Source organism: Erythrobacter sp. F6033, assembly GCF_023016005.1.
Classification (GTDB): domain Bacteria; phylum Pseudomonadota; class Alphaproteobacteria; order Sphingomonadales; family Sphingomonadaceae; genus Erythrobacter.
In genome coordinates this window covers 626368-638908 of record NZ_JALKAZ010000001.1, presented here as the reverse complement: position 1 = coordinate 638908, position 12541 = coordinate 626368, and the positions used below count along the sequence as shown (strand labels likewise).

11 protein-coding genes are annotated in these 12541 nt (G+C 56.8%); 7 read left to right on the top strand and 4 right to left on the bottom strand.

Features of this window, described 5'->3' with window-relative positions:
- Positions 1-5 precede the first annotated feature (5 nt).
- Positions 6-1361 carry a glycoside-pentoside-hexuronide (GPH):cation symporter gene (locus MWU39_RS03040; RefSeq protein ID WP_247158502.1) on the bottom strand — a complete coding sequence of 452 codons (1356 nt, stop codon included), beginning with the start codon at positions 1359-1361 and terminating at the stop codon, positions 6-8.
- Positions 1362-1374: 13 nt separating this feature from the next.
- Positions 1375-2424 (bottom strand): SMP-30/gluconolactonase/LRE family protein, encoded by a 1050-nt coding sequence (locus tag MWU39_RS03035; RefSeq protein ID WP_247158501.1) that lies wholly within the window; start codon positions 2422-2424, stop codon positions 1375-1377.
- 122 nt (positions 2425-2546) lie between these two features.
- On the opposite strand from MWU39_RS03035, the gene MWU39_RS03030 reads away from it, so the two are divergent.
- Both MWU39_RS03030 and MWU39_RS03025 read left to right on the top strand, forming a co-directional pair.
- A complete protein-coding gene (locus MWU39_RS03030; RefSeq protein ID WP_247158500.1) occupies positions 2547-5099 on the top strand; it encodes a glycoside hydrolase family 3 protein in 2553 nt (850 codons plus the stop codon).
- A 7-nt stretch (positions 5100-5106) separates the two neighbouring features.
- Positions 5107-5598: a gluconokinase, GntK/IdnK-type gene (locus tag MWU39_RS03025; RefSeq protein ID WP_247158499.1), complete on the top strand. Its 492-nt coding sequence runs from the start codon at positions 5107-5109 to the stop codon at positions 5596-5598.
- Here MWU39_RS03025 and MWU39_RS03020 read toward each other — a convergent pair.
- Entirely contained in the window at positions 5587-6951 is a 1365-nt protein-coding gene (locus MWU39_RS03020; RefSeq protein ID WP_247158498.1) for a gluconate:H+ symporter, read from the bottom strand. The two genes, MWU39_RS03025 and MWU39_RS03020, sit on opposite strands and share 12 nt — an antisense overlap.
- Complete coding sequence (locus MWU39_RS03015; RefSeq protein WP_247158497.1) at positions 6948-7406, bottom strand: cupin domain-containing protein; 459 nt, start codon at positions 7404-7406, stop codon at positions 6948-6950. The genes MWU39_RS03020 and MWU39_RS03015 overlap by 4 nt, the downstream gene beginning before the upstream one ends.
- Before the next feature lie 301 nt (positions 7407-7707).
- Between MWU39_RS03015 and MWU39_RS03010 the strand changes: the two genes are divergently transcribed.
- The 5 genes from MWU39_RS03010 (at position 7708) to xylA (ending at position 12529) form a co-directional block, all read left to right on the top strand.
- The gene (locus MWU39_RS03010) at positions 7708-8760 is read left to right on the top strand and encodes a LacI family DNA-binding transcriptional regulator (protein WP_247158496.1); all 1053 of its coding nucleotides are present in this window, start codon (positions 7708-7710) and stop codon (positions 8758-8760) included.
- 67 nt (positions 8761-8827) lie between these two features.
- On the top strand, positions 8828-8950 hold the full coding sequence (locus tag MWU39_RS14520; protein ID WP_281501062.1) for a hypothetical protein: 123 nt from the start codon (positions 8828-8830) through the stop codon (positions 8948-8950).
- Entirely contained in the window at positions 8944-9789 is an 846-nt protein-coding gene (locus MWU39_RS03005; RefSeq protein WP_247158495.1) for an aldose 1-epimerase, read from the top strand. The genes MWU39_RS14520 and MWU39_RS03005 overlap by 7 nt, the downstream gene beginning before the upstream one ends.
- Positions 9759-11216 (top strand): xylulokinase, encoded by a 1458-nt coding sequence (gene xylB, locus MWU39_RS03000; protein WP_247158494.1) that lies wholly within the window; start codon positions 9759-9761, stop codon positions 11214-11216. Before MWU39_RS03005 ends, xylB begins: the two co-directional genes overlap by 31 nt.
- Positions 11210-12529 (top strand): xylose isomerase, encoded by a 1320-nt coding sequence (xylA, locus tag MWU39_RS02995; protein ID WP_348646392.1) that lies wholly within the window; start codon positions 11210-11212, stop codon positions 12527-12529. Before xylB ends, xylA begins: the two co-directional genes overlap by 7 nt.
- Positions 12530-12541 lie beyond the last annotated feature (12 nt).

The window sequence follows — 12541 nt, the reverse complement described above, 5'->3', positions numbered from 1 at the left end:
CTCCTCTAACGCGACAACTTGTCGACGATGCGCGCATGCAAATCCCTGCTTAGCGGCATACGGAACAAATTTGCTGCGGCAAATATCAAAAGTACCGGCGGGACCACCGCGATAAAGGTCGCGAGCGCGTTTGTTGTCCCGACTGTTTGCTGTGTGAGATTTGCTTCGTAGCCAATACCCGACAGCAGATAGCCTATCCCCAGTCCCGTTATTGCCCCTGACGATTTTTGAACGAACAGGCTACTGCCGAAAATAGCACCTTCGTCCCTCCGCCCATGCGCGTTTTGCCCATATTCAACCGTATCCGGGATCAATGTCCAAATAATGATCGCGAACGCCGAATTGGCGAAACCGAATGCAAGGATCTGAAGCGGTACACCCATCACAAGGATTGGCCCCATTGTGAACAGCAGCCCGCCAGATGCGGCCATGATACTGGTCGCTAGGTACCAGGTTCTCTTCTTACCCAGTGATCGAACAACAAACGTCCACAAAGGAGTCCCGCATAAAGTAGCGACCGCAAAGCTGGTCAGGATCACTTCCTTGGCTGCGAATGCCGCTCCGTTCGACGTGATGTAAAACACCAGCGAGATATTGAGCGCTGATCCAGCTGCCGAGTTGAGCAAGAGGAAGAACAAGAGCGATCGCAGCGCGTCATTCTCTCGGAATGCGATTAGAAATGTCGAAAAACTCCAGGCGCTTTGGCGTTCGTCCTTACCCAAAGGGGGCTTTTCCCGGGTGAACAGAAAGCAGGCGACCAATGCAACCGTCGCGAGCACAGCTCCAAGCGTCGCCGTTTTGAAAAACCCTGTATCTGTATATCCGGCGTTCCCGCCAAATTCGCGGCTCAGCGGGAATGCAAAACTCATCACGCAAAGCAATGCGCAAAAGGCAAAGAACATGCGCACACCAGACAGTTCACCCCGTTCGACAGAATTGAACGTCAGGCGGGCAGAAAGCGCAGAATAGGGAACGGCAACAATCGTGTAGCAAGTGCGGAACAGTATCGCCGCGCCGAGTAGCGCCGCAAGCAAAGGCCATCCCTCCAGATCGGGGCGCCAGAACAGCAGGCTGAAACTTGCCCCCAAGGCGATGCTGCCAAACAGCAGAAACGGTCTGTATACACCGAAGCGGGAGCGGTTGGATGCAGCCAGGTTCGCGACAAACGGATCAGAGATCGCATCCCATGCCAAACCTGCGGCGAACAACCAGCCAGCGATTTTTGGATCGAGCCCGACGACATCGGTGTACCAGAATACAAGGATGAAGGAGAGACTGTTCCAGTAGATGTTCAGCCCGAAATCACCGATTCCGTAGCCGACCAGCCGCTTTACTTTTCCGCCCTTGGTTGCGTCAGTCATTAAATCCTACAGATCAGAAGTGACCCAATCCGGCAACCTTTGTTCGCACAGAAACCAACCGATCTTTTGCGGTGATGAACAGCGTTCTGCCATCTTCACCAAACGCGCAATTGGCCGTCGCGCGGCCTGTTCCGATCCGCCCAAGGCATTTGCCCTCAGCAGTGATGACCAGAACTCCGCCAGGTCCTCCAAGGAAAACAAGCCCTTCCGCAGAAATGGCCAAGCCATCAGGAAGACCACCAGCCTCGTGCATATATGGTTTCGCATCGAACCAAACTTCCGGCCCATCGCTTGTCTCTATCGCACCATCTCTTAACAGGAAGCGCTGAATGAGCGGGGCGTCGGGATCTGATTGACTGACATAAAGAGCGGACCCGTCTGGTGATAAGGCAACGCCATTCGGGAAGGTCATATCGTCAATAATGCGTGTCACAGCCCTATCACGTTGCAACTGGTACACGCCATTTCGGTCCATTTCCTTGAGCGGAGATTCGTTCAGCCCCTCAAGCCCGTATGGCGGATCGGTGAAGTAGATCGTACCGTCTGATGCCTCTATCAAATCATTGGGGCTGTTGAATTTTTTTCCTTGATACCGATCGACAAGAACGGTCCGATCACCCGTTTCAAAATCGCGTGACTCCACCGCTCTCGACCCGTGGTTGCAAATCAGCAATTCGCCTGAATGCCCAATCAAAAGGCCGTTTGCGCCGGATTCACGCATTCCGCCAGCGAGTTTCGGATCAACACCAGAGGGGGACAGAAAGATGCCATCACCCTCTTTTGCAGACCAGAAATAGGCCCGATTGCGCGGCACGTCTGTGAAATAGAGGCGTTGTCTTTTTCGATCCCAAGTCGGACCTTCGGCCCACCAGTGTCCGGTTGAGAGCAGTCTGCCAGATTGTTCCATGTCGATGCATTCTGCAAATCGCGTATCAAAGCTTTCAAACTCGATTTCAGGCGTCAGATCAGAGCTGGGTTGCGCTGCGATCCGTCCGGCCGAAGTGCATCCGCAGGCCGCAAGTGCCGCCGATCCGGCCATCAATGTTCGCCGCGATAAATCCATAGTCTCTGATCCCTCCAAGCCCTTGATAGTCAGAAATTGACAACCTTGTCAAAAATTGTCCGGTGTGCCATCTGAGTCGCGCGTCGGCGCTGAGCAAGGCTGCTGGCTATCGGAGGGAACTAGTGAATCGCAAGCAGCTTAAACTCGCGTCTGTTATCGCGCTCGCCGCCGGTTTGACCGCGGTCGGACACGCAAAGACGAAAGGCGTCGATGCGCCCGCTTCTGGCGAAACCGGCACTGCCAGCGCCGCGGAAAGAGAGCTGGGTTCTGTTCGGGCAGAAATCTGGCCGGAGGTTGCGGCGGTAGCTCTCGACCCTGCTATCGAAGTCCGCATCGACGCGATCATGGCCAAGATGACCCTCGAACAAAAAGTGGGTCAGACGATTCAGGCAGACTCCGGCACGGTCACTCCAGAGGACGTCAAAAATTACCGGCTCGGTTCTGTGCTGAGTGGCGGCAACTCCGCCCCCGGCCCATTGCCCTATGCTGACGCCGCTACATGGCTGGAAACGGCTGATGCCTATTGGGAAGCCTCTACCGACAAGGAAGGCGTCGAAATCGCCATCCCGATCATCTGGGGCATTGATGCGGTTCACGGGCACACGAACTTGCTTGGCGCGACGGTGTTCCCGCACAACGTAGGTTTGGGAGCAGCGCGCGATCCCGATTTGATCGAGCGCATCATGTCAGTCACCGCAAAAGAGCTTGTGGTGTCCGGGCATGACTGGACTTTTGCCCCAACTCTCGCCGTGCCGCGCGATGACCGTTGGGGCCGTGGTTACGAAGGGTTTTCAGAAGATCCAAAGATCGTCGCATCCTACGCCGATCGCATCGTAAAAGGCCTCCAAGGCACTTTTGGCGAAGATGACTTCATGACGTCAGGCAAAATCATCTCGGCCGCCAAGCACTGGACAGGCGATGGCGCGACCGACGGTGGCCGCGATCAAGGCGATGCGAGCATTTCCGAAGAGGAATTGCGCGATATTCACACGACCGGATACCTGCCCGCGCTTGAGGCTCAGGTGCAGACCGTCATGGTCTCCTTCTCCAGCTGGCAAGGCGTAAAGATGACGGGCAACAAAGGCATCATCACCGATGTCTTGAAAAACCGGATGAACTTCAACGGCTTCGTCGTAAGCGACTGGAACGCCCACGGCCAAATTCCCGGCTGCAGCAACACCGATTGTGCCCAGGCATTCAATGCGGGCATTGATATGTTTATGGCACCAGACAGCTGGAAGGGTCTTTACGAAAGCACTCTGAAGCATGTGAAAGCCGGCACCATTTCGATGGAGCGGCTTGACGATGCTGTTCGCCGCATTCTTCGAGTGAAGCTGCAATACAATTTGTTTGAGCGCGGCGCGCCGAGCACCCGAGCGGGAGCTGGCAACACGGACACACTCGCCAACGCAGAACACCGCGCAATCGCCCGTGAAGCGGTGCGTAAATCCTTGGTGCTGCTTAAGAATAACGAAGGCACCCTCCCGCTTGACGCGAGCAAGCGTGTGCTTGTGGTCGGTGACGGAGCCGACAGTATCGCCAAAGCAGCAGGCGGCTGGACACTCTCGTGGCAGGGGGGAACGCACACGAACGATGAATTCCCCGGCGGTCAATCGATCCTTGCCGGGATACAGGAAGCTGTCGCAGAGGCCGGCGGAACGGTGATTTTCGATGAAGACGGCACCGGCGATCATGACGCTGACGTTGTCATCGCGGTCTATGGCGAGGATGCCTATGCCGAATTTCAGGGCGACCGCCCCAACCTCGATTTCGATGACGGCGACTTCGATACAGGCTTGCTTTCGGGATACCGCGAAAAAGGGATGCCCGTTGTTTCGGTGTTCCTTTCGGGCAGACCGCTTTGGGTGAACCCAGAACTGAACGCCTCCGATGCTTTCGTCGCCGCATGGCTCCCAGGCAGCGAAGGCGGCGGGGTTAGTGATTTGCTGTTCCAACGCGATCCTGCATTCGACTTCACTGGAAAGCTGTCTTTCTCGTGGCCCAAATTGCCAACCCAAGCGACATTGAATGTCGGCGATGAGGATTATGATCCGCTCTTTGCTTACGGTTTTGGCCTCAGCCTTTCTGACGCAGCGGAGATAGCTACGCTTTCCGAAGAGTCAGGACTTGCCGATGGCGCAGGCGCATCGAGTGATGTGCTATTCTCAGGCGGACAACCCCAAGGCGGCTGGTCGCTTTATGGCAATGTCCGCGGAACGCAAACACGGTTGAACTCGACCACTTGGGATGGCGGCGATCTCGTATATTCCGGTTTTGATAGGCTCGCACAGGAAGATTCGCTTCGGATCGACTGGCTCACCGGCGGACCTGTCATGCGTTTTGCCACGCACGATCGCGCGGACTTCTCCCGTCAAAGCAACGGCGCGATGGAGATGTCTTTCTTTGTCCGCAACCTTGGCGATAGCCCAGCAAAACTGCGTGTAGGCGTAGGTTGTGAGGCGCTGTCGGATTGTAACGATGGCGTGCCTCTGACGGTCGCATCTGACGAATGGGAGGAAGTGCGCCTTTCTCTCGCCTGCTTCGCTGATATGGGCGCGGATATGAGCTCGGTCGGAACGGGCTTTATCATGCGGTCGGACAGCCGGGCCAGCATCGCAATTTCGGATATCAAGCTTGCCCCAGATCTCGACGCGGCACGCGACTGCGGGGACTGATCGGATCATGGCAAATCGGCGCCTGATCGTGATTATGGGGCCGAGCGGGTGCGGCAAATCGACCGTCGCGCGCGCGTTGTCTGATGCGTTGAGTGTACCAATGCTCGAAGGGGATGATTATCACCCTGCGAAGAACCTCGAAAAGTTGGCATCGGGCGTGCCGCTTGATGATACTGACCGGATCGACTGGATCGCGGCGCTGTTAAAGTCAGCGACTTATGGAAATGCTCCCGTGATGGTTGTCGCTTGCTCTGCGCTCACACCGTATGTGCAGGAATGCTTTTCAAGCGCGCTCGAATTCGATGTCCGGTTTGTCTATCTCAATGTCTCTCGGGATGAACTGGCGAGGCGGATGCAGAGTCGCGATCACTTCATGCCGGTTTCCCTGCTAGACAATCAGATCGAGGCGCTCAGCGTGCCCGAAGGTGCGCATACCATTGATGCGATGGCAGATGTCGAAACGATTACGGACGCGATTATCAGTCAGTTAAAGGACTAGGCCCAAGGCCAAGACAACGGCAAAGCCAACGCAGCCGACAAGCGTCGATGCGACTGTCCAGGTCCGCAAAGTCTGTTTCGCATCCAGCCCGAAATAGCGAGAGACCAGCCAAAAGCCGGAATCGTTCACATGGCTGACAATGCTTGCGCCCGCTGCGATCGCGATCACCATGCGCGCCAAATCCCATCCTTCCAGTCCGGCCGCAGCGGCAATCGGAGCGCTGAGCCCCGCAGCGGTGAGCATTGCGACGGTCGCTGATCCTTGCGCCACCCGCACAATTGCCGCGAGGAGGAAGCCTGCAATGATCGGGGTGATGCCAGCTCCCAGAAAGCTCTCAGCCAGCAGTTTGCCTGCACCTGTATCGACAAGCACTTGTTTGAATGCGCCGCCAGCGCCAGTGACCAGCAGGATCACCGCGGTTGGTTCGAACGCCCGAGTAAGTCCGTCTCTCAACTTCTCGCGATCTTCTTCGCTGTCGCCGCGCAAGATCCAGGCTGCAAGGGCGCAGCCAATCATCAAAGCAACGAAGGGATGGCCGATGAACGCAACAATCTCGCTCTGCCAACCGAGCATAGGCGCAAAGGCAGCGAGCACGATCAGGGCCAGAGGCAATGCAAGAACAGCCATCGCGCGCAGAGCAAGGCTTTGCAGCGCGTCTGGCTGGGGCGTGTCTTCGCTTACCAGTGCAGCTGATGAGCCCGCGTTCGTTTCAAGCCAACCGCGCCCTTCCGCGAGCCGCGCGTAATATGGGCCAGCGACCAGCATTGCCGGTATTCCCGCGATCAAGCCGCAAATGATGACGAGGCCCAGCTGCGCCGACAATATCTCCGCCACGGCAACCGGACCCGGTGTCGGCGGGATGAAAGCGTGCGCCGTGGCCAATCCGGCAAGGAGCGGCAAACCAAAATACAGCGCCGGTTTGCCAGCGCGTTTCGAGAGCGCCTGAACCAGCGGAAACAGCAGGATCAATCCCACATCAAAAAACACCGGGATCGCAATGATCAATCCGACAAAACCCATGGCAATACCGGCCGGTCCTGCGGGACGGTTGCCTATGATTGATCTTGCTAGAGCCGATGCGCCTCCGCTCGCTTCGAGATATACGCCGAGCAAGGCCCCTAACCCGACGATCACCGCAATAAAGCCCAGGACACCTGCGAACCCGTTCGTCACGGCATCAATCACGGAAGGCGGAGATAGGCCGGCCATCAATCCGGTTGCCAGCGCGCCGACGAGCAATGCTGCAAACGCATTCACGCGTCGCACGATGATCAGAAACAATAGGCCTGCTACACCTACGAGCGTGGCAAGCAGGGGTTGCCAGTCAGAAATGAACTGAGCGAGGTCGCTCACAATTCAGGATCAACCGGCACTGGTAGCCCGCGAGAATTCCATTTCCAAAACACGAAAGTCAGCGGTTCATTGCCAGTATTTTTGATCCCGTGGGTGTCCCACGCCGCGGCATAGAGCATGTCACCCTCGCGCGCGGTGAAAGTGTCCTCACCTACGGTCCATTCGCCCTCACCCGATACCACCATGAGAAATTCCTCTTCGGCATGACGGTGCGGCGGGTGGATCTCCATGCCCGCTTTGATGGTCGCGGTGCCGGAAAGCAGATCAGTCGTCGCCGCGGTTTCGCCTGCGAAATACTCTTTAAACACGCCCCACTCTTCGGTCGTGGCTTTCGCGGTCTCAGTTGTCAAAACCCGCGTTTCCTGACCGGCACCTTCAGCGGCAACAACTTCGTCAGATGCACATGCCGGAAGTGCCAGCACAAAAGACGCCGCTAAAATGGCTCTGATTGTCATTGAATTCTCCCCGATTGATCAAATACTGATAACGTTGTCAGAAACGATGTGCAAGGCTCCTTCGGCTATTTGAAGCAGCGACATCTTGCGAGCTGGATTGCGCCTATCGGGTGAAACGTCGGCTCGCCCCTCCTCATTCTCCCTGCTCCAGCCGCCCGCAATCGATTGGCATATTTGCTAGGTCGAAACCGCAATCAAATTCGACGCTACCATTTCGCAAAATGGTAGCGCTATCTTTACGTCGCCCGATGCCGTTGCAATGGCCAGCTGGCGCCGCTACGGTTTCGCCGAAAGAAGCAAGATGACCCGAACCAGAAGACGTACAACCCAAGCTGTGAAGATCGATGACGTCGCGCGGCAGGCCGGCGTTTCAGCGATGACAGTGTCGCGCGTTATGAACCGCGAAAGCGGCGTTCGCCCGGGAACACGCGAGAAAGTCCTGAAGGCTGTCGAAGCTCTCAATTACCAGCCCAATCGCTCCGCGCGTCGCCTCGCCAAAGGCGGGGAAGTCCACATTGGCCTCATCTATGCCAACCCGTCCGACAGCTATCTTGGCCGGTTCCTCCACGGCGCGCTTGGCGCGGCACAACGCACCGACAACCACTTGATCGTCGACATCTGCGATGAAGATCGGCCAGCTTCTTATGTAAGCTCTGCTTTGCGGCTGGCAAAAGCCAACATCGCTGGCGTGATCCTGCCCCCGCCCATTTCGGGATCGGACGAAATCCTTTCTGTCTTCAATGAACTGCAGATTCCCGTCGCGACCGTCGCGAATGGCAACAAAGCTATGACTTTTCGAGATATTCGGATCGACGATGAAGAGGCAGCGGCGAGAATGACGCGGCACCTAATTGATCTGGACCACAAAAACATCGGCTTCATTCAAGGCAAACCGGATCAGGCATCAAGCCTGCTGCGCGAACGTGGTTTTAGAAGAGAAATGGAGATCGCAGGGCTCAGGGTAGACCCCGATTACATTGCCCCAGGTCAGTTCACCTATAGATCCGGCGTAGAAGCCGCAGCGCAATTGCTCGGCCTGGACAAACCGCCGACAGCTATCTTTGCCAGCAACGATGATATGGCAGCGGCGACCATCGGTGTGGCGCACCGAAAAGGGCTGATCGTGCCAGACGATCTCAGCGTAGTCGGCTTCGACAACAGCCCTTCTGCCATATCGGTTTGGCCGGAACTGACAACGATCGATCAGCCAGTCAGCGCCATGGCAGCCGCAGCATTTGAACTGGTCCTAAAGCAAATCCACGAGCCCGCTGACGCGGAGGAAATCGAGAGCGCCGAAGCGCCGCTGGATTGCGAGTTAATCGTCAGAGGATCGTGCGGCCCGAGCAAGGAGTAAGTTAGCGCTAGATTTTCTTTTCGTTAGCGCTAACATCCGTTTGAACTGCTATGAAGAGGAGATTCGGGTGGCGAGCGAAAATCCGCGAAACAAGCGCTTTGTCAGCTTGGTTGTGCCCGTTGTGACGCTTCGCCGATTTCTGTTCGGTTTTGACAGCGGTGTGATCATTGTCGGTCTGACCCGATGCTGAAACTGTTGTCCGATCAAACTGAATTGGCCATCGATCCCTGGCGAGGCGGAGGGGTTGCCGCATTCAAGTGGCGCGGAATCGACATCTTCCGATCCTCTGGCGATAGTGACAGCCCGCTCGAATTGGGAAGCTTTCCGCTTGTCCCGTTCTGCAACCGGATTGCGAATGGATATATCGAGAAAGAAGGGCAATTGCGCACCCTTCCCGCCGCCTCAAAATTCGGCGAACACGAACATGCCCTGCACGGGATGGGATGGATCAGTCCTTGGGCCACGAAGCTATCGTCGAGTGATAGCGCGGTTCTGACACTGAAAGGCGACGGCGTGCTGTGGCCGTGGGTCTTTGAAGCCGAGCAACGCTTTCAAGTGCATGCCGATGGCTTTTCCCAGACGATTTCTGTGACCAACCACGATGAAGCTCCGATGCCCGTGGGAATTGGCATACATCCCTATTTCCCGAACGAGGGAGCCACTTTGAAGACGGAGGCGACTGGATATTGGCGAACCGGGCCTGACAGACTTCCCGAGGAGCACTACGATTTGAGAAAGGAGCCGCGCTGGTTTGCGAATTCCGGTTTCGATGATTGTTTTGTAGGCTGCGCAAATCCTGTTCGCATCGATTGGCCAACCTACCATCTGACGATCCATTCATCGACTAACCTCCCCTTCACCCATGTCTATACGCCGCCGGGTGAGGACTATTTCTGTGTCGAGCCCGTCAGCCACATCCCCGATGCCGTGAACAGCGCGTTTGATGATGACATCACAGGATTGACGGTTCTTGAGCCGGGACAGAGCATGACGGCTGAATGTCGTTTTCAATTGGAGCACGCGAGCTGATGTGGCTTGGAATTGACCTTGGGACGTCCGCCGTAAAGTCCGTGATTGTCGATGATGCTGGAAGGGTCCTCGCGGAAAATTCATCGACTCTCGGCGTGCAACGTCCAAAGCCATTGTGGTCTGAACAATCGCCCGCTGATTGGTGGGCGGCAACAAAGGCCTCCGTTCTTGGTTTGCCCAAAAATCTGAGAGCGAGCGTGCGCGGCATTGGTCTGTCGGGCCAGATGCACGGCGCAGTTTTACTCGATCACGCCGACAATGTCTTACGACCGGCGATCCTATGGAATGACGGACGCAGCGCGCCCTATTGCGATGGGCTCGCCCCGCTTGCGCGCAAGCACACCGGCAATCTCGCAATGGCCGGATTTACCGCGCCAAAGCTGCTGTGGGTGCGCGAGCAAGAGCCGGATGTGTTTGCTGCGACGCGGACAGTGCTCCTCCCCAAGGACTATTTGCGGCTCATCCTGACAGGTGAGAAAGTCAGTGAGATGTCCGATGCGTCCGGCTCTCTTTGGCTGGACATTGCCCAGCGACGCTGGTCTGCGGAAATGCTGACTGCGACCGGTCTGAACGAAAGCCAGATGCCCACTCTGATCGAAGGCTCGGAAGTTTCGGGTACGGTACGTTCGGCGATTGCTGATGAACTCGGTATTCCTGTGGTTCCCGTCGCTGGCGGCGCCGGTGATCAAGCTGCGGGTGCCATTGGGGCCGGCGTGACCGAACCCAGACAGGCTTTCCTAAGCCTCGGCACCTCTGGCGTGGTATTTGCCGCGTCGGATGGGTTTCAACCCGCCCCGGAGAATGGCGTGCACGCCTTCTGCCACGCTTTGCCCGATCGGTGGCACTCGATGACGGTGATGCTGTCAGCCGCCGCGTGCCTCGACTGGGCGGCCAAGCTTACCGGTTTTGCTGATGTCCCTGGCGCGCTAGAAGCCGCCGCCAAGAGCAGCACGCCTTCATCAAAGCTCCCGTTGTTCCTGCCCTATCTAACGGGTGAACGGACGCCGCATAATGATGTGTTCGCCAAAGGTGTGTTCTTTGGAATGACCCAGGAAACCGGGCCCGCCGAGTTGATCCGGTCCACGCTCGAAGGCGTCGCTTTCGGATTGCGCGACGGGCTTGATGCGATGCAATCACGGCCCGAGCAATTGTCCGTCATTGGCGGCGGGTCGCGATCAGAATATTGGGCGCAAATACTCGCAGACACGCTTGGCTTGCCGCTTATCTACCGCGACGGCGCAAGCTTTGGCCCTGCCAACGGCGCAGCGCGGCTCGCGCGTTTGGCAGCAACGCATGACAAAGTTGCCGACGTGTGCGTCCAGCCGCCCGAACTCGCGCGGTTCGAACCACAACAATTTGATGAGGACCGGCTCACCAGATTCCGGTCGCTCTACACCACGCTTAAATCCAGTTTCGGAGAATTTTGATGAGCTATTTCACAGACATTCCAGCCGTTGCATTCGAGGGAACGGATAGCACCAATCCGCTTGCCTATCGGTACTATGACGCGAACCGCAAAGTGCTCGGAAAATCTATGCGCGATCATCTGCGCTGGGCGGTGTGTTACTGGCACACTTTCGCGTGGCCGGGGCACGACATCTTTGGCGCTGGCGTATTTGAACGGCCGTGGAAACCCGGTGAACCGGTGACGGCGGAGCATGCCCAGATAAAGCTCGATGCCGCGTTCGATATGTTCAGCAAACTCGGCGCGCCGTTCTATTGCTTCCACGATGTCGATGCGATGGCGGATCACGATGACACGGCCAGCTACACAAGCGAACTGAACGCTATTGTCGACAAGATGGAGGGCAAGATCGCCGAAACCGGCGTTAACCTTCTCTGGGGCACCGCCAACCTCTTCAGCCATCCGCGCTATGCTGCGGGAGCCGCGACAAACCCCGATCCTGATGTATTCGCATGGGCCGCACATCAAGTCCGCTCCATGCTCGAAGCCACCAACCGTTTGGGCGGAGCAAACTACGTCCTATGGGGTGGCCGCGAGGGCTACGAAACGATCCTCAACACCAATCTGGCGCACGAGCTTGATCAGCTTGGACGGTTCATGACGATGGTCGTGGAACATAAGCACAAGATCGGGTTTGACGGCCCGATCCTGATCGAGCCAAAACCGCACGAGCCAACCAAACATCAATATGACCGCGACACCGCCACCGTTTATGGTTTTCTGAAACGGTACGGGCTGGAGGACGAGGTCAAAGTCAATATCGAGGCCAACCATGCAACACTGGCTGGCAACAGCTTTGAACATGAGATCGCAACAGCAAACGCGCTCGGGATCATGGGCTCAATCGACATCAATCGTGGTGATCCGCAAAATGGCTGGGACACCGATCAATTCCCGAACAACGTCCCCGATCTGACACCGGTGCTGTATTACATCCTGCAAGGCGGCGGCTTCAAAACCGGTGGCTTCAATCTCGATGCAAAAGTCCGCCGCCAGTCGGTCGATGCGGAAGATTTGTTCCATGCACATATCGGCGGCGTCGACGTTCTTTCCCGTGCGCTTTTGGCCGCGGCTTCAATCATTGAAGAGGGACAATTGGATCGGTTTGTTGCTGATCGATACGCCGGTTGGAAAGACAATTTCGGACGGGATGTGTTGTCAGGCAAAGTGACACTGGAACAGGCCGCCAATCATGCCGTGGAGAACAATCTGCAACCGGGCGTGAGATCGGGTCGGCAGGAATTTTTGGAGAACCTGATCAGCCGGCACAGCTGATAATTCAGTCAG